This window comes from Streptomyces sp. NPDC002588 (genome assembly GCF_040295925.1).
GTDB lineage: Bacteria > Actinomycetota > Actinomycetes > Streptomycetales > Streptomycetaceae > Streptomyces.
The window spans coordinates 147,034-164,259 of the sequence record NZ_JBEOWF010000019.1 but is presented as its reverse complement, the minus strand read 5'-3'; the positions used below and the strand labels follow the sequence as shown (position 1 = coordinate 164,259).

The following is a 17,226-nucleotide window of genomic DNA, read 5'->3' as shown; positions in this document are numbered from 1 at the left end:
TCCGTCGCTTATCGGCCACCGTCGCGTGGAGGTCACGGAAAGGTCTCGTCCCGGGTGCTGACTACTCCGTCCTGATGTGGCTAACATCACGCAGACGCGGCGATGTTGCCGCGGGGTTACGGAGGTGCGACGTGCTGCCAGGACGGGGACGAGACGGCCAGGTCACCAGGCATGCCCGCATCCTGGGCACCCGCACCGCGTGGACACCCGTCGGCGACGGCGAGTTCTTCTGCCCCGGCTGCGGCGGCGACCGCAACTACCAGCGGCTGACCGGCCGGCGCCGCTTCACCCTGCTGGGCGTACCCGTGCTGTCGCGCGGCACGGCCGGCCCGGTCGTCGAGTGCGCGGCCTGCCAGAACCACTACGGCACCGACACCCTCGACCACCCCACCACCACCCGCTTCTCCGCGATGCTCCGCGACGCCGTCCACACCGTCGCCCTGGCGGTGCTCTCCGCGGGCGGCACCTGCACCCGTACGTCCCTGGAGACCGCCGCGGGCGCGGTCCGCGCGGCCGGCTTCGCCGACTGCACCCAGGAACAGCTGGCCGCCCTCGTCGACGCGCTCGCCGCCGACACCGGCCGCGCCTACGGCGAACCCTGCGGCCCCGGGCTCGCCATAGAGCTCCACGAGGCCCTCGACCCGCTCGCCCCGCACCTCGCCGCGATCGGCCGCGAGTCGATCCTGCTGCAGGGCGCGCGCATCGCCCTCGCGGACGGGCCGTACACCCCGGCCGAGCGGGAGGTGCTGGCGACGGTGGGCGCGGCGCTGACGATCCGCGCGGACGACGTGGAACGACTGCTGGCCGCAGCCGGCACGCCCTCCTGACACACCTCGCGTCACTCCCCGGACGGTACGAGGAGCGGGGCGCCCCCGCCGACCGCCGCGGAGGAGGGCGGGCGCCCGGCGGATTCCCGGTGAAGGACACCCGGCCGGCCGAACCTCGCGAGGCCATCCGAACGGTCATGGCGGGGATCGCCGCGGCGCCCGGTCCGAGCCCGCTCACCGCGAAGACCCGCGCCGGCCGGATCACCGGCAGGCGGAGGGGCACGGGGCCGGGCGCAACTCGTCGTCGTGGCGTATGAGTCGGGAGTGGCGACGCCGGGGACCATGTGAGCAGTCAGTCCGCACCGGCCCCAGGGAGCTCGCATGACCTTGCTGAGCCGCACTCTTCTCGCCACCGCCGTGTTCCTGACCCCCTTCGCCGCCGTCGGCCCGGCCGCCGCGAGCCCCGGCCGCTGCACCTCCTCGGTGCCGTACGTCTCGGGGGAGGGCGGTTACGCCTCCTACCGGATCCCCGCCGCCGTCACCACCCGCCGCGGCACCCTGCTGGCCTTCGCGGAGGGCCGCCGGGACGGGCCGGGGGACACCGGGGACATCGACATAGTGCTGCGCCGCTCCACCGACGGCGGCTGCACCTGGGGCCCGCTCACGGTGGTCGCCGCAGGGGACGGGCACACCCGCGGCAACCCGGCCCCCGTGGTGGACCCGCGCACCGGCGCCGTCGTCCTCGTCTCCTGCGCCAACGAGGGCACCGCGACCGAGGCGGAGATCATGAGCGGTCAGGCGCCGCCCCGCCGGGTGTACGTGCAGCACAGCTGGGACGACGGGGAGCGCTTCTCCCGGCCCCGGGACATCACGGCCGAGGCCGCGCTGCCCGGCTGGCGCTGGTACGCCACCGGCCCGGGCCACGCCCTGGCCCTCACCCGGGGCCCGCACGCGGGCCGCCTCCTCGTCCCCGCCAACCACTCCGCCGCCCCGCCGGCCGGCTCCCCGGACACCGGCCGCGAGTGGCGCTACTACGGCGGCCACGCCCTGCTCAGCGACGACGGCGGCCGCACCTGGCGGCTGGGGTTCGTCGACGCCGACTACGACGGCACGGTCAACGTCAACGAGAGCTCGGCCGCCGAGCTGCCCGACGGCCGGGTGTACCTCAGCGCCCGCGAACAGGGCGGCCGGGCCCCCGGCAACCGGGTGGACGCCGTCTCGGCGGACGGCGGCGAGACCCTCGTCCGGCCCTACACCCCCCAGCCCACCCTGGCCGGTGTCCCGATCGTGCAGGGCAGCATCCTCCAACGCTCCTACCCCGGAGCCCCGTTGCTCTTCTCCGGGCCGTCCGACCCCACCGCCCGCCGGGCCCTCACCGTCTGGCGCGCCGACGATCCGGCCGACGGGTTCACCCCGGCGGTGACCCTGTCGTCGAAACCCGCGGCCTACTCCGACCTGGTACGGGTGAACGCGCTGACCACAGGGGTGCTGTACGAGACGGGGACGGCGGGACCGTACGAGACGATCGAGTTCCGCAGACTGGAGGGCCTGTAGGTCCCACGGCCCCTACGGCAGCTCCCTGTCGTAGGTCGGGTCCGTGTCGGAGTCGTAGACCAGCTTCCCGGCGCTGTCGTAGCCCATGATGTGCGGGGCGGCGGTGACCTGCTCGTCGATGACCCCGGCGGCGACGAACCAGCCGTGGTCGAGGACGGCGGGGTCGACGGTGGAGTCGCCGTAGGAGACGGTGACCCTGGCGACCGACGGCTCCACGTAGCCGATGTCCGCCCAACGGAACGGCAGCTTCCACTTGCCCTTGTCGATGAACGACTGCATGTACAGGTCGGAGGCGTTGGGGTCGGGCACGACCGGGCCCGCGTCCTTCCCCGCCGAGTCCCGCCCGCTGACGTTGATGCCGTCGGCCTTGCCGTCCTTGATGTCGCAGATCACCCGGGAGCCGGCCGCGTTCTGCCGCACGGCGGCGACGTGGAAGCCGTCACCGGGGTCGTTGGAGTCGCCGGTGCTCTTCGCCGCGAGGATGATCCGGTAGTCCTCGGCCTTGCCCAGCTCGATGCCGAGGGCGGCCGAGGGCCGCTCGGCGGCCAGGCACTTCTTCAGCCCGTCGGCGGCCTGCGCGAAGGTGATGCCGTCGAGCAGCTGCCCGTCGGTGGCGGGCCGCGCGGGGCCGGCGGCCGCGGTGGGCGAGACGCTCGCGGACAGCGTCGGTGCCGCGGCCGTCACCGCGTCCCGCTCCCCGCCCGCCCCGGCCCAGGCGTACGTCCCCACCGGCACCGCGGCCAGCGCCAGCAGCGTCGCCCCGGCCACCGCCACCCGCCGCCGGCGCTCGGCGACCCCCTGCCGCCGGATCGCCGGATACGGCGCGGGCGCGGGCCGCAGGCAATCGGCGTCCCGGGCCAGCAGCTCCCGCACCTGCTCCTCGAACTCGTCGTCGCCAAAGGCATCGACACCCGCGCCGGCATACGCCTCCGCGTACTCTTCCCCGCTCACCTGCTGCCTCCCTGACCCTGACCGGAGACCGCGCGGCTGGGGGCCAGTCCCGGATACGTACGCAACTTCGCCAGCCCCTTGGACGCCTGGCTCTTCACCGTGCCGGGGGAGCAGCCGAGGACCTCGGCGACCTCCGCCTCCGACAGGTCCTCCCAGTACCGCAGCACCACGACCGCCCGCTGTCGCGCGGGCAGCCGGGCGAGCCCGGCCATCAGCGAGCCGCGCTCCTCCACCCGGCCCGTGACCTCGTCCCGCCCGGCCCGCTCCGGCGGAGCCGCGGTCAACGCCTCGGTGACCCGCCGCTTGCGGAACCGGTCACTGTTGCAACTGACCAGCATCCGCCGGACGTACGCCTCCGGGTTGTCGCTGCGCGCTATCCGCCGCCACGACCGGTACGCCTTGGCCAGCGCGGTCTGCGTCAGATCCTCCGCGTGGTGGACGTCCCCCGTCAGCAGATAGGCGGTCCGCACCAGCCGCGACCACCGAGCTCTGACGAACTCCTGGAACCGATCCTCTAGTTCGGCCTGCATCAGCACCCCTCCTCGCCCTCCAGACCACGGGTCGGGGGGAATCGGTTGCCCGGGGGTCCGTGGCAACACGGTGCCAGTCGGCCGCGGCTAGACTTGCGTTCTCTGACATATGGGACGCGAGGCCGTCCGGCCCGCTGTCCGAGGGCCTTTCCGGGGAGGCGATCGTGTCGGCATCAACGGTGGTGATCGGCGCCGGTGTGATCGGGCTCACCACGGCGGTGTGTCTCGCCGAAGCGGGCTGGGACGTGCGGGTGGATGCCGAACTGCCGCCCGGCACCACGACCTCCGCGGCGGCGGGAGCCTCCTGGGATCCCTTCCTGGCCGAACCCGCCGACCTGGTGGAACGCTGGAGCAGGGAAACGCTCCGTGTCCTGTCGGCACTCGGAGCGGACGAGGCCACCGGGGTCCGCCTGGTCGAGGGCACGCACGAGTCGCGGGTGCCGCGTGGCGTGCCGGCTTGGGCAGGCTGGGTCGACGCGCGGCCGTGCGACCCGCAGGACCTGCGTCCGGGCTACGTCGAAGGATGGGGTTATCGTGCTCCCGTCATCGACATGCCGCAGTATCTCGACTATCTCACCGGCCGGTTGAGGAAAGCCGGCGGCCGGCTCCGCAGCCACCGCTACTCCTCGATCGAGGAGGCGCTGCCGGAAGCCGCCGTCATCGTCAACTGCACCGGAACGGGCTCGCGGGCCCTGATCGGTGACGCGTCCGTGCAGGCCGTACGCGGTCAACTCGTCGTGGTCGAGAACCCTGGAATCGAGACCTTCTTCTGCGACGACACCCCGGACGCCGAGGAACTCACCTACATCTACCCCCAGTCGGAGGTGGTGGTTCTGGGCGGCACGTCGGACTGGGACGACTGGGACGTGCGTCCTGATGCCACGGCCGCCCTGGACATCGTGCGACGGTGCGCGGCGATCGAGCCGTCCCTGGCCGATGCCCCGGTGGTCGCCCACCGCGTGGGGCTCAGGCCGGTCCGGCCCGTGGTCCGGCTGGAGGCGGAGAACCGGGCCGGCACACTGCTCATGCACAACTACGGTCACGGCGGCGCGGGGGTGACCCTGTCCTGGGGCTGTGCTCGCGAGGTCGTGGATCGGCTGCGGGCCCTGGTGGAAGCTACTCCCTGATCTGCCACTGACGACGAGCCGAGGTCCCCGCCTCCGCACCGCGCCGGAACAGGTACAGCCAGGTCCGGGCCGCCAGGGTGGCGGCCAGCGACACGGTCCACGGCCAGCTGGTGGTCTTCGTGGCGATCACCGCCGCACCGATGAGCGGCGAGGCCGCCGTGAACGCCGTGAGGGCGATGTCGGCCAGGCTCTTTTCGAACCGCCGCGCGATGGAGAACTCCGACCGCTCGTACCAGGCGATGCCCACGCTGAGCAGCGCGGCCAGGACCATGGTCGTCCGCGGATCACCGCTCGCCTGCGCGTAGGTGACGGGAAGTGAGATGACGAAGGGCAGTACACCGCCGTATTCGGAGAGTACGTTGCCGTATTTCATGATCCTTCCGAATGAGTTCGAACGGATCCGGGCCAGTTCTCCCGATGCGCTGGCATAGACGATCAGGGACAGCACCGTGGTGAAGGTGGAACCGATGAGGAGGAGGCGCACATCGTCCGGGAAGCGTGACGAGGTGAAGGCGAAGCCCAGCAGGAAGGTGATGGCCGCCAGGATCGCTCCGGAGAACGCGATGCCCGCCGCTGCCTCACCGGACTGGAGGGTGGCGGGGTCGTCCTGCTCGAACCGGGTGATCTCGAACGCCGGCTCACCGCCCAGGGACACCAAGGAGGTCACGGCTTGTTCCTGCGGTGCGAGGGACTCGACGAGCTGGTCCTGCGCGCTGAGAGGTATGAGAAACCGGGCGTCGGGGTCCACGTACTCGACGCGGCTCTTGAGCTGGAAGTGGAGGCAGACGCCGTTCGGCTGCCGGCTGGTGCGCATCACGCGGGTGCCGATGAAACCGCTCTTCAGCAGGAGCCCCGACGCGGAGACGTCCGTGGCTTCGACCACGGCCGACAACAACGGCGTCGGCCCGGGAAGATCCGAGATCACCTTCGACAGCTCGTCCAGCAGCCGGAGGGCCAGTCCCTGTCCCCGCAGGTCCTCGCGAACGGCGACCACTGACAGACGTACGTGCCCCGGAGAGGGCATCTCCGCGGCGGCGCAGCCGACGAGCTCGCCGTTCGACTCGGCCACCCTGACCAGTTCCCGCGCGGTCGATTCGGCCAGAACGGCCGGTGACGGTGCTGACCTCGTGTCACATGTCCGGGCCAGCAGATCAGCGATCCGGGGCAGATCGCCCGCGTCCGCGTTCCGAATGGACCATGCGCTCATCGCTCCCCCAGGCCGCGCTTGATCTTGCGGGTCAACGCCCGTGTCGGCCACCGTAGTCCGAGCAGCCTCGAACGTTTTCGTCGGGTGCCCCACCGATCGCTCAGGGATCTCCCCGCATCCGCTGACCACAAACAGCAGCCCTCGCGCCGGACGTTCGGTCGGTCGCCGAAAATCCCTTGTCGCATCGCCCCGTTTCCGTGATCGATCACGGGCGGAACGGGGAACATCCTTCTGGGGGAGGGCATGGGGGATGAGAAGGCTGATGTGCCTGGTGGTGCTCACCGGGCTTTTTGTGCTGTCGGCATGGGCGGCCGGGGCCGCCGCGCAGGCATCCGAGGACCCGTGCTTCGCCGACGGGCTCGCGACCGCGAGGGTCAGCGCGTCGGTGAAGCTCAGGCACGACGGCGAGGAGACGACCAAGGCCGAGGCCGTACTGGTCGTAAAAGTGCCCAAGGGGTGGGCGCTGGCCTCCGGGCTGATGCTCAACGGGGACAGCGAGCGTTACCGGACCGCCATGCGCTGTCTGCTGCGGGAGCCGACCGTTCCGCACGTCGAACGGGCCACCGAGTGGAGGCCCGGACCTCCCGAGGTCTCGGTCACCGAGAAGTGGATCACGGTGGACTACGTCGCGACGACTCACGTCGACGACCAGCGTGAGCGCGCCGTGGGCCCCTGGAGCATTCATCCGGGCAGACGGCTGTGGACGCTGGTCCTGCAGCGGCCGCCCGCACTGGACCGCGCCTGGTGGCAGACGATCACGGTGGATCTCGGAGGCCGCGCCGCTCGCAGTATCCAGCCGATGCCCACCAAGGGCCCTGCCACGCAGCTGACCTGGAGCCGGCCCAAGCCCGGCGGCAAGGCCCCGGCGGTGACGGTGGGCATCCAGCCCCCGGCGGCCAAGGCACTGGCCGCCACCTGGAACGAGGGGCCCCGCTACCTGGCGGCATCGGTGCCCTGGCTGGCCTGGAGCGTGCTGCTGCCGGCCGTCGCACTGGCCCTGCTGCGCGGACTCCCACCGGTGCAGCCGGCCTCGACGGCGGCACCGGCGGCGTACGCAGCCCGACGCAACCTGCGCTTATGGGTCTGGGGCATGTCCATCGCCGTGTTCGTCTTCGAACTGGACGATCAGGCGCCCAGGGTCCTGGGCGATCTCGGGGTCTTCGCCTGGTGGCCGGACCACCGTGTCGCGATCCAGTTCGTCCTGGCCGCCTGCACCGGGGCGATCCTGTGCCTCTTCGGCCGGCCGCGCCCCGCAGCCTGGGTGGTCGTCGCGCTCGCCACCGCGTTCCCCCTCGTGATCGCCGTGGTGCCGGAGGAACTCGGACTGCCGGCCGGTTTCTGGCTCTCCTACGAGAACACCGCCGATGTCGAGAGGCTTCGGGACGCGTACGGGTTCTTCCTGCTCGCGGTGGCCTGCTGGTGTGTGGCCTTCGTCTGGCTGGTCGGCACCGTGTCCGCCCTGCTGAGGCTGCGCGAGGCGGTGCGCACCACCACCGCGGGAGAACCGCCGCGGGGACGGTTCCCCTGGTGGGTTCTGATCGTCTGTGCCGCGTCGGCGTGCCTCGTGGTGGGCTACTACATCTGGGCCCGGCAGAACGTCTGGGAGCAGGAGACCTGGCTCAGCGCGCATGACGCGTCCTACCCGGCATGGCACCTGACCCGGATCTACAACGATCTGGCCTGGTTCCCCTCCGACTGGCCGGACTGGTTCCACACCGACGTCTGCTGGTGGTACGGCCTGATCGGGGCCGTCCTCGCCGTGCTGGCCGTTCGTTGCTCGGAGCCCGGCGCCGACACGGTCACTCCCGGGAAGACGGAGCTGCTCCTCCTCGCGCTGATCTTCGTGGGCGAGATCGCTCCGACGCCCGGCTGGTACGCGGGTGCGCCGCTGTGGATGGTGAGCCTGATCCCCACCGGGCTGGCCGGCTACCTCCTCCTTGCGGTGGGGCGGCGCCGTGCCGTGCTGTCGCAGACCTTCGGAGCGGGCGAGCCGTCCCTGCGTGCGGTGATGCGTGAGTCGGACCGGAGCTGGCTGATCGAGTCGGCCCGGAAGTACCGCGATCTCCACTCCCAACTGCGCCGGCTGGAACAGGGCGACCAGGACGGCGACCGGGACGACCTCGAGAGCCGACTCGACGAGCTGCACACCTGGAATCCGGCCGACACCGTCTCCGGGCACGCGGGCAAGGAACTGCCGGACATGCTGGACGCGGTGGAACTCGCCCTGGCGTGGGGGCCGCGTGACACCTGGTGGAACAACGCCTGCCGGGCCGCGTTCTTCGCGGCCCTCGTCGCCCTGCCCGCCACGGCTGTCTCTTTCTGGGCGGACAACGTGCGGGGGCCACTGTGGGGGGACGTCGCCAGAGACGAGTTCGGTGCCGCCGGTCTTGTGGACTACGTGATCACCTCCGAGGTCATCTGGGCGGTGCTCGGCTTCGTCCTCGGCGCCCTGTGGCGGGTCCTGCCCGGCCGCCGAGGCCCGGCGAAGGCCCTGGGCCTCTCCCTCGTCTACGCGGCTCCCGTCGCCCTGCACTGGGGGCTGAGCAGAGTGGTCGGCGAGTCGGTCGGCACCTGGGTCCTGGACGCGGCCCTGACCCTGCTCATCCTGACCACGACCGGGGTGGCGATGGACATCGACACGTTCCGGCGGGAGGGCAACTACTGGCCGACGAAGGCTTCCCTGCTGCTCTCCGTCTACCAACTGCGCACGGCATCGGTGCAGTTGGCGTTCTTCGTGGCACAGGTGGTGGCTCTGGTCGGCGTGTGGCAACAACTGAAGGGCAACGACCCCATGGTGCTGATCCAGCCCCAGGACCCGCCCGGAACCTCGGGGACCCCCGAGTCGGGCGGCCACTGACGCCAGGGCGGGGAGTACTGCCGCGCGACCCCGGCAGGGCCCCGCGTAGGTGAGAATGGGCCGTATGAGTCTGTTCCGCGACGACGGCATCGTGCTGCGTACCCAGAAGCTGGGCGAAGCCGATCGCATCATCACGTTGCTCACGCGTGGGCACGGGCGGGTGCGGGCCGTGGCGCGGGGGGTGCGGCGGACGAAGTCGAAGTTCGGGGCCCGGCTCGAGCCGTTCTCGCATGTGGACGTGCAGTTCTTCGCCCGGGGGAGCGAGCTCGTCGGGCGGGGGCTGCCGCTCTGTACGCAGAGTGAGACCATCGCGCCGTACGGCGGCGGGATCGTGAGCGACTACGCGCGCTACACCGCCGGGACGGCCATGCTGGAGACCGCCGAGCGGTTCACCGATCATGAGGGGGAGCCCGCCGTTCAGCAGTATCTGCTGCTGGTGGGGGCGCTCAGGACCCTGGCGCGGGGGGAGCACACGCCGCATCTGGTCCTCGACGCGTTCCTGCTGCGGTCGCTCGCCGTCAACGGCTACGCGCCGAGCTTCGACTCCTGTGCGAAATGCGGCATGCCGGGCCCGAACCGGTTCTTCTCCGTCGCGTCGGGCGGCAGCGTCTGCGTCGACTGCCGGGTGGCCGGCAGCGTCGTACCCTCGCCGCAGACCCTTCTCCTGCTGGGCGCGCTGCTCACGGGAGACTGGGAGACCGCGGACGCGTGCGAGCCGCGGTACGTCCGGGAGGGGAGCGGGCTGGTCTCCGCCTATCTGCACTGGCATCTGGAGCGCGGGCTGCGTTCCCTTCGGTACGTCGAGAAGTAAGCAAGACCCAGCAAGACTTAGGGAGACGAGAAAGCCATGGTCGTACGCGGGTTCCTGGGGCGGCAGCGTCGGGAGTACAAGGCGCCGGAACCGCATCCGTCCGGCGCCCGCCCCCCGAAGCTCCCCGGCGAGCTGGTCCCCGAGCATGTGGCGATCGTCATGGACGGCAACGGGCGCTGGGCCAAGCGGCGCGGGCTGCCGCGGACGGAAGGCCACAAGGTCGGTGCCGAGCGCGTCCTCGACGTCCTTCAGGGCGCGGTCGAGATCGGCGTCCGCAACATCTCCCTGTACGCCTTCTCCACCGAGAACTGGAAGCGCTCGCCCGACGAGGTCCGCTTCCTGATGAACTTCAACCGCGACTTCATCCGCAAGAGCCGCGACAGCCTCGACGAACTCGGTGTCCGGGTCCGCTGGGTGGGCCGGATGCCCAAGCTGTGGAAGTCGGTCGCCAAGGAACTCCAGATCGCCCAGGAGCAGACCAAGGAGAACGACCGCCTGACTCTCTACTTTTGCATGAACTACGGCGGGCGGGCCGAGATCGCCGACGCCGCGCAGGCGCTCGCGGAGGACGTGAAGGCGGGCCGGCTGGATCCGTCGAAGGTCACCGAGAAGACCCTCGCGAAGTACCTGTACTACCCGGACATGCCGGACGTCGACCTGTTCCTGCGGCCGAGCGGCGAGCAGCGCACCTCCAACTACCTGCTCTGGCAGAGCGCGTACGCGGAGCTGGTCTTCCAGGACGTGCTGTGGCCCGATTTCGACCGCCGTGACCTGTGGCGGGCGTGCCTGGAGTTCGCCTCCCGGGACCGCCGGTTCGGCGGAGCGATCCCGAACGAGGAACTCCTGGCCATGGAGGGGACGAATTCAGAGGAGCAGGCCACCTCGTAGCCGTCGGGCGTTCGCCCGCGCCGGTCTGCTCACCTCGCGGCGCACTCCGCGCAGGTGCCGAAGATCTCCACCGTGTGGGCCACGTTGACGTAGCCGTGTTCCGCCGCGACCGCCTCGGCCCACTTCTCGACCGCCGGGCCCTCCACCTCGACCGCCTTGCCGCAGGCACGGCAGACGAGGTGGTGGTGGTGATCGCCGGTGGAGCAGCGGCGGTAGACGGACTCGCCGTCGGAGGTGCGCAGGACGTCGACCTCGCCCGCGTCGGCGAGGGACTGCAGGGTGCGGTAGACGGTGGTCAGGCCGACCGAGTCGCCCTTGTGCTTGAGCATGTCGTGGAGTTCCTGCGCGCTGCGGAACTCGTCGACCTCGTTGAGCGCCGCCGAGACGGCGGCCCGCTGCCGGGTGGCGCGGCCCTTCACGGGCGGTCCAGCGGTCGTCACCGTTGCCTCCTCACGTCTGCGGCTTGCCGGGCCATTGTGCCAGCCCGGCCTGTGCCCGGTCAGACGCCGATCTCGTGGTCGGTCCCCCTCGTGGCGGGAATCGCGTACTCCGCCGGGTCTCCGGCGGGCGCCGGAGCGGCCAGTGCGCGGGCGCGGCGGCGGGCCAGCGGGGCGGCCAGCACGCTCAGCGCGATGAACGCGGCGATGGTCAGCAGCACGATCGTCGCGCCGGGCGGGACGTCCTGGTAGTACGAGGTGACCGTACCGCTGGTGGTCACCGTCACGCCGATCGCCACCGCGATGGCGAAGGTCGAGGCGAAGCTGCGGCTGAGCTGCTGCGCGGCCGCCACGGGGACCACCATCAGCGCGCTGACCAGCAGCAGGCCGACCACCCGCATCGCGACCGTCACGGTCACCGCCGCCGTCACCGCCGTCAGCAGGTTGAGGGCGCGCACCGGGAGGCCGGTGACCCGCGCGAACTCCTCGTCCTGGCTGACCGCGAAGAGCTGGCGGCGCAGGCCGAGGGTGACGAGCACCACGAAGGCCGCCAGGAGACAGATCGCCGTCACATCGGACTCGCTCACCGTGGACAACGACCCGAAGAGGTACGACGTCAGGTTCGCGTTGGAGCCGCCCGGCGCGAGGTTGATGAACATCACGCCGCCGGCCATGCCGCCGTAGAAGAGCATGGCGAGGGCGATGTCGCCGCGGGTGCGGCCGTACCAGCGGATGAGTTCCATGGCGACCGCGCCGAGGACGGAGACGGCCGTCGCCATCCACACGGGGGAGGCGGACAGCAGGAAGCCCAGGCCGACGCCGGTCATCGCCACGTGGCCGATGCCGTCGCCCATCAGGGCCTGCCTGCGCTGGACCAGGTAGATGCCCACGGCGGGGGCCGTGATGCCGACCAGGACGGCGGCGAGCAGGGCCCGCTGCATGAAGGCGTAGTCGAGGAAGTCCATTACCGGCCGTCCGTCAGCTCAGCAGGCCCGTGCGCACCGGGGTGTGCTCGGGGGAGTGCGGGTGTACGTGGTCATGACCGGGCAGAGCGTGTTGTCCCACGGCCCGCGGGGGCGGTCCGTCGTGGAGGACGCAGCCGTCGCGGAGGACGACCGCCCGGTCGATCAGGGGCTCCAGCGGGCCCAGTTCGTGCAGGACGAGGAGGACCGTCGTGCCCGCGGCGACCTGGTCCTCGAGCGTCCGTGCCAGGACCTCCTGGCTGGCCAGGTCGACGCCCGCCATCGGCTCGTCCATGATCAGCACCTCGGGTTCGGCGGCGAGCGCGCGGGCGATCAGTACGCGCTGGTGCTGGCCGCCGGAGAGCGCGTCCACGTTGTCCTTGGCCCGGTCGGCCATGCCGACCAGTTCCAGGGCGTGGCGTACGGCCTCCCGGTCGGCCTTGCGGAAGACGCCGAAGCGGGTGCGGGAGAGGCGGCCGGAGGAGACGACCTCCGTGACGGTGGCGGGGACCCCGCCGGCGGCGGTGGTGCGCTGCGGGACGTAGCCCACCCGCGCCCAGTCCCGGAACCGCCGGTGCGGGGTGCCGAACAGCTCGATCTGGCCGGCGCCGATCGCGACCTGGCCGATGACGCTGCGCACGGCCGTCGACTTGCCGGAGCCGTTCGCGCCGAGCAGGGCGACCACCTCACCGCGGTGCACGGTGAGGTCGATGCCCCGCAGGACGGGACGGGAGCCCAGGTCGGCGCGGACCCCGCGCAGGGCTATGACGGGCTCGGGTTCGGCCATGACGTCGTCCTCCGTACTGCTCATGTGGTTCCCAGGGCCGTCTGCAGCGCCTTCAGGTTGGCCCGCTGGACCGCGAAGTAGTCGTTGCCCCGGGACTTGTCCGTGATGCCCTCGATGGGGTCGAGCACGTCCGTCTTCAGCCCGGAGTCGGAGGCGATGGTCTTCGCGGTCTTGTCGCTGACGAGCGTCTCGTAGAACACGGTGGTGACGCCGTCCGCCGCGGCCATCTTCTCAAGCTGTTTCACACGCGCGGCGCTGGGCTCCGACTCGGGGTCGAGGCCGTTGATGGCCTCCTCGGTCAGGCCGTAGCGCTCGGCGAGGTAGCCGAAGGCGGCGTGGGTGGTGATGAAGACCTTGGTCTTCGTGTGCGCGAGCCCGGTCCTGAACTCGGTGTCGAGCTCGCCGAGCTTCTTCACGAGCGCCGCGGTGTTCGTCCGGTAGTCGGCCGCGTGGTCCGGGTCGGCCTTCTCGAAGGCCTTGCCGACGCCCGCGGCGACCTGGGCGTAGCGCACCGGGTCGAGCCAGATGTGGGGGTCGAGCCCGGCCAGTTCCCCGTTCTCGGAGGAGTCGTGCGAGGCCGCGTGGCCGCCGACCTCGTTGCCGTGCTTCTCCAGGGTGGTCAGGGAGGCGGCGTCGATCTTCGTCCTGATCTCGGACTGGGCGACCGCGTCGTCCACGGAGGGCTGGAGGTTCTTGAGGTAGAGCACCGCGTCGGACTCCTGGAGCTGCGCGGTCTGGCGGGCGCTGATCTCCAGGTCGTGCGGTTCCTGGCCGGGTTCGGTCAGGCTGGTGACGTGCACATGGTCTCCGCCTATCCGCTCGGCGAGGAAGGCCATCGGGTAGAACGACGCGACGACGTCGAACTTGTCCGTGTTGGCCGCGGCGTTCGCGCCCGAGCAGGCGGTGAGGGTGCCGAGGCCGAGGGCGGTGACCGCCGCCATCACGGTGCCCGGTATGAGTCGTCGTACGTTCATGACAGTCATTTTCAACAAATATGGAAACCGTTGTCAACAAGCCCGGGTAAGAGCTTCGGCAGAGCTTGGACAGAGCTTCGGGAGGGCTTCGGCGGGGCTTGGCCGACAGAACCGATTTGGTTCAGGGGGATCCCCCGCCGGTACGCTGAATCATTCGCTGGAAGCATCTCGCTTCGTCGTCCGTCGTCGTTATGAAGAGAGCACCGTGGCCGCCGACAAGATCGACACCATCGTCAGCCTGAGCAAGCGCCGTGGCTTCGTATTCCCGTGCAGTGAGATCTACGGCGGCCAGAAGGCCGCCTGGGACTACGGACCGCTGGGTGTCGAGCTCAAGGAGAACCTGAAGCGCCAGTGGTGGCGCTACATGGTGACGTCGCGCGAGGACGTGGTCGGTATCGACTCGTCCGTCATCCTGGCCTCCGAGGTCTGGGTCGCCTCCGGTCACGTCGCCACCTTCTCCGACCCGCTCACCGAGTGCACCTCCTGCCACAAGCGGTTCCGCGCGGACCACCTGGAGGAGGCCTACGAGGCCAAGCACCACCGCCTCCCGGAGAACGGCCTCGCGGACGTCAACTGCCCCAACTGCGGCAACAAGGGCCAGTTCACCGAGCCGAAGCAGTTCTCCGGCCTGCTCTCCACCCACCTCGGCCCCACCCAGGACACCGGCTCCATCGCCTACCTGCGTCCCGAGACCGCCCAGGGCATCTTCACCAACTTCGCCCAGGTGCAGACCACCTCGCGCCGCAAGCCGCCGTTCGGCATCGCGCAGATGGGCAAGTCCTTCCGCAACGAGATCACGCCCGGCAACTTCATCTTCCGCACCCGCGAGTTCGAGCAGATGGAGATGGAGTTCTTCGTCAAGCCGGGCGAGGACGAGAAGTGGCAGGAGTACTGGATGGAGCAGCGCTGGAACTGGTACACCGGCCTGGGCCTGCGCGAGGAGAACATGCGGTGGTACGAGCACCCGAAGGAGAAGCTCTCCCACTACTCCAAGCGCACCGCTGACATCGAGTACCGCTTCCAGTTCGGCGGCAACGAGTGGGGCGAGCTGGAGGGTGTCGCCAACCGCACCGACTACGACCTCTCCGCCCACGCCAAGGCCTCCGGCCAGGACCTCTCCTACTTCGACCAGGAGGCGGGCGAGCGCTGGACGCCGTTCGTCATCGAGCCGGCGGCCGGTGTCGGCCGCGCGATGCTGGCGTTCCTTCTGGACGCCTACATCGAGGACGAGGCGCCGAACGCCAAGGGCAAGCTGGAGAAGCGGACCGTCCTGCGCCTGGACCACCGCCTGGCCCCGGTGAAGGTCGCGGTGCTGCCGCTGTCCCGCAACCCCGAGCTGTCCCCGAAGGCGAAGGGTCTGGCCGCGGCCCTGCGCCAGCACTGGAACATCGAGTTCGACGACGCGGGCGCGATCGGCCGCCGCTACCGCCGCCAGGACGAGATCGGCACGCCGTACTGCGTGACCGTCGACTTCGACACGCTCGAGGACAACGCGGTGACGGTGCGTGAGCGTGACTCCATGAAGCAGGAGCGCGTGTCGCTGGACCAGATCGAGGGCTACCTCGCCGGGCGTCTGATCGGCGCGTAGCCGCCACTCGGCGGACCGGGGCCGGCCTCGACGGGGAGCACCCGTCGGGGCCGGCCCCGCGCTCTGTCCGTGCGGGTCAGTGAGGGCCGGGCGAGTGCGGCATTCTGCCACGAATACCCCTTCACCCGTTCGGCGCACACGGGGGTGCCGACCGCCGGTGCCCGTGTGAGCCTGAAGATCGGCCGAGGAGAGCCGCAGTCTGCGTGACGCGGCCTCGTCGTCGGAATCCGGACGACACGAAGGCCTCGACGAATCCCCTCGCACGCGGAAGGTCCCTCGGGCCTGCCGAGAAGGAGGATCAGGAACGATGGCAACAGCGAAGACCACGCGCTCCACCCAGGATGCCGCCCCGCTTCACGGGTGGATGACCCAGCCGCCGTCCCGAGCGGCCATCCTGTTCAAAAACGGCTATCCGTCCAACGCGCTGGAGGCGGGCAAGTTCTTCCCGGCGACGCAGGGGGGCCAAGCGGATCCCCTGCAGCCGTCCGACATCCCCAGTGACACGCCGCCGCCGGACGGGAAGATCGCCAGCGCGGGCTACCCCCACGGCGGTGCCCCTCAGCTGGACGAGGTGCGGGACTGGCCGAAGATCGATCTCGCGTCGGGTGCGCAGCTGAAGGTCGTCTGGAACTTCACGATGCAGCACAAGACGCGCCGCTACAACTACTTCGTCACCAAGAACGGCTGGGACCCGTCGCAGCCGTTGTCGCGGGCCCAGTTCGAACCCACGCCGTTCGCGAAGCTGGAGCCGAACGGGAGTACGGAGTACTGGCACCTGCCGGACCCGCCGCAGGGCCCGGTGGAGCACACGATCACGCTGCCGCAGCGCGAGGGCTACCACGTGGTTCTCGGCGTGTGGGAGGTCGCGGACACCGGTAACGCCTTCTACCAGGTGACCGACGTGAACTTCACCTAGGAGGTTCGCGAAGATCCTGGGTCCGGCCCCGCCGCGTGAGCGGCAGGGCCGGACTCGTCGTGTCTGTGCGCCGAGGAACTTGCCGAGCTCACACACCCGTACCCCTCGTCGTCGGCGCCCTGCAAGCTCAGTGACGAAGAAGCGCGGCCGCGCTCCCGGGGGAAGGAGGCGCGGCCGCGCGGCTTTCGGGGCGGCGGACGGTTACGCGGTGACGGGGCTCACGTACGTCCCGGAGTGCGTGGCGCCGGACTGGTCGAGGATGCTGCTGCCAGGCCAGGGGAGCGTCACGGAGGTCGTCGCCCCGGGCGGGGTGATCACGGCGGAGGTCGCCTTGAACTCCGTGCCGCTGCCCTCCGCCCACGAGATATAGGTGATGACGAACTGTGCGCTCTTGCCCGGGGTCACGGCGACCTGGTTCTCGGCGCCGCTGCTGTGCGCCAGGGGCCAGGTGTCGGTGCCGTCCGTCAGGTCCACGGTGGGGAAGCCCTGGAGGGTACAGGTGGCGTCGCTGGTGTTCGCCATGTGAACGATCACCGGAATCTGCTCACCCGGGGCGCTGTAGATGGCTTTCCTGTCGAAGCTGATGTCCAGAGCCGACGTGTCACACGCGGGCGCGGAGGAGGCCGCCGGGTCGCCGCCCGTGCCCGCGTTGGCCGTGCCGCTGAAGGCGGCCAGGCCGAGGCCGAGAGCGGCCGTGGCGGTGAGGGCGGCGGTGAGATTCCGTAAACGCATGATGTCTCCATGTCCCCGTTGATCGGTCGGTGTGATCACCAGTATTGGGGAGACTTTTCGACGGCTCTGTCACAGGCAGATGATCAAGTTTCGACAGAAGTTTCGATCCCCGGCCCCGGTCGTCGCGCTGGTTCTGCG

Annotated in this window: 16 protein-coding genes and 1 pseudogene; 9 read left to right on the top strand and 8 right to left on the bottom strand. The window is 70.6% G+C overall.

Features of this window, described 5'->3' with window-relative positions; genetic code table 11:
- Nucleotides 1–131: 131 nt before the first annotated feature.
- The 3 genes and pseudogenes from ABT057_RS23095 to ABT057_RS23085 all read left to right on the top strand — a co-directional run bounded on the left by ABT057_RS23095 (nt 132) and on the right by ABT057_RS23085 (nt 2,321).
- Entirely contained in the window at nt 132–827 is a 696-nt protein-coding gene (locus tag ABT057_RS23095) for a TerB family tellurite resistance protein (RefSeq protein ID WP_352345326.1), read from the top strand.
- 80 nt (nt 828–907) lie between these two features.
- Nucleotides 908–1,115 (top strand): annotated as a pseudogene (locus ABT057_RS23090) (DNA-binding response regulator); the annotation flags it as partial.
- A 33-nt stretch (nt 1,116–1,148) separates the two neighbouring features.
- A complete protein-coding gene (locus ABT057_RS23085; protein ID WP_352345324.1) occupies nt 1,149–2,321 on the top strand; it encodes a sialidase family protein in 1,173 nt (390 codons plus the stop codon).
- A 12-nt stretch (nt 2,322–2,333) separates the two neighbouring features.
- Here ABT057_RS23085 and ABT057_RS23080 read toward each other — a convergent pair whose 3' ends face one another.
- Nucleotides 2,334–3,272, bottom strand: coding sequence for a hypothetical protein (locus ABT057_RS23080; protein ID WP_352345322.1), 939 nt, complete (start codon nt 3,270–3,272; stop codon nt 2,334–2,336).
- Entirely contained in the window at nt 3,269–3,802 is a 534-nt protein-coding gene (locus ABT057_RS23075; RefSeq protein WP_352345320.1) for a SigE family RNA polymerase sigma factor, read from the bottom strand. Before ABT057_RS23075 ends, ABT057_RS23080 begins: the two co-directional genes overlap by 4 nt.
- A gap of 164 nt (nt 3,803–3,966) precedes the next feature.
- Between ABT057_RS23075 and ABT057_RS23070 the strand changes: the two genes are divergently transcribed.
- Nucleotides 3,967–4,929 carry an FAD-dependent oxidoreductase gene (locus ABT057_RS23070; protein ID WP_352345318.1) on the top strand — a complete coding sequence of 321 codons (963 nt, stop codon included), beginning with the start codon at nt 3,967–3,969 and terminating at the stop codon, nt 4,927–4,929.
- Here the strand turns inward: ABT057_RS23070 and ABT057_RS23065 are convergent.
- Entirely contained in the window at nt 4,919–6,136 is a 1,218-nt protein-coding gene (locus tag ABT057_RS23065; protein ID WP_352345316.1) for a GNAT family N-acetyltransferase, read from the bottom strand. The two genes, ABT057_RS23070 and ABT057_RS23065, sit on opposite strands and share 11 nt — an antisense overlap.
- A 250-nt stretch (nt 6,137–6,386) precedes the next feature.
- Here ABT057_RS23065 and ABT057_RS23060 point away from each other — a divergent pair, with 250 nt between their 5' ends.
- The 3 genes from ABT057_RS23060 to ABT057_RS23050 all read left to right on the top strand — a co-directional run bounded on the left by ABT057_RS23060 (nt 6,387) and on the right by ABT057_RS23050 (nt 10,692).
- Nucleotides 6,387–8,993 carry a DUF6185 family protein gene (locus ABT057_RS23060; RefSeq protein WP_352345314.1) on the top strand — a complete coding sequence of 869 codons (2,607 nt, stop codon included), beginning with the start codon at nt 6,387–6,389 and terminating at the stop codon, nt 8,991–8,993.
- Nucleotides 8,994–9,057: 64 nt separating this feature from the next.
- A complete protein-coding gene (recO, locus tag ABT057_RS23055; protein ID WP_352345312.1) occupies nt 9,058–9,804 on the top strand; it encodes a DNA repair protein RecO in 747 nt (248 codons plus the stop codon).
- Between the two features lie 36 nt (nt 9,805–9,840).
- Nucleotides 9,841–10,692, top strand: coding sequence for an isoprenyl transferase (locus tag ABT057_RS23050; RefSeq protein WP_352345310.1), 852 nt, complete (start codon nt 9,841–9,843; stop codon nt 10,690–10,692).
- 29 nt (nt 10,693–10,721) lie between these two features.
- Here ABT057_RS23050 and ABT057_RS23045 read toward each other — a convergent pair whose 3' ends face one another.
- Genes ABT057_RS23045 through ABT057_RS23030 form a run of 4 tightly spaced genes read right to left on the bottom strand, consistent with a single transcriptional unit; the run spans nt 10,722 to nt 13,852 of the window.
- On the bottom strand, nt 10,722–11,132 hold the full coding sequence (locus ABT057_RS23045) for a Fur family transcriptional regulator (protein ID WP_352345308.1): 411 nt from the start codon (nt 11,130–11,132) through the stop codon (nt 10,722–10,724).
- A gap of 59 nt (nt 11,133–11,191) precedes the next feature.
- Nucleotides 11,192–12,094, bottom strand: a complete 903-nt coding sequence (locus tag ABT057_RS23040; RefSeq protein WP_352345306.1) for a metal ABC transporter permease — start codon at nt 12,092–12,094, stop codon at nt 11,192–11,194.
- Nucleotides 12,095–12,107: 13 nt separating this feature from the next.
- Nucleotides 12,108–12,902 carry a metal ABC transporter ATP-binding protein gene (locus ABT057_RS23035; protein WP_352345304.1) on the bottom strand — a complete coding sequence of 265 codons (795 nt, stop codon included), beginning with the start codon at nt 12,900–12,902 and terminating at the stop codon, nt 12,108–12,110.
- Nucleotides 12,899–13,852 carry a metal ABC transporter substrate-binding protein gene (locus ABT057_RS23030; RefSeq protein ID WP_352345302.1) on the bottom strand — a complete coding sequence of 318 codons (954 nt, stop codon included), beginning with the start codon at nt 13,850–13,852 and terminating at the stop codon, nt 12,899–12,901. The genes ABT057_RS23035 and ABT057_RS23030 overlap by 4 nt, the downstream gene beginning before the upstream one ends.
- Nucleotides 13,853–14,057: 205 nt before the next feature.
- Here ABT057_RS23030 and ABT057_RS23025 point away from each other — a divergent pair, with 205 nt between their 5' ends.
- Both ABT057_RS23025 and ABT057_RS23020 read left to right on the top strand, forming a co-directional pair.
- Nucleotides 14,058–15,440, top strand: coding sequence for a glycine--tRNA ligase (locus ABT057_RS23025; RefSeq protein WP_352345300.1), 1,383 nt, complete (start codon nt 14,058–14,060; stop codon nt 15,438–15,440).
- A 307-nt stretch (nt 15,441–15,747) separates the two neighbouring features.
- On the top strand, nt 15,748–16,356 hold the full coding sequence (locus ABT057_RS23020; protein WP_352345298.1) for a lytic polysaccharide monooxygenase auxiliary activity family 9 protein: 609 nt from the start codon (nt 15,748–15,750) through the stop codon (nt 16,354–16,356).
- A gap of 201 nt (nt 16,357–16,557) precedes the next feature.
- Here ABT057_RS23020 and ABT057_RS23015 read toward each other — a convergent pair whose 3' ends face one another.
- Nucleotides 16,558–17,088, bottom strand: a complete 531-nt coding sequence (locus ABT057_RS23015; protein WP_352345296.1) for a DUF4232 domain-containing protein — start codon at nt 17,086–17,088, stop codon at nt 16,558–16,560.
- Between the last annotated feature and the right edge of the window lie 138 nt (nt 17,089–17,226).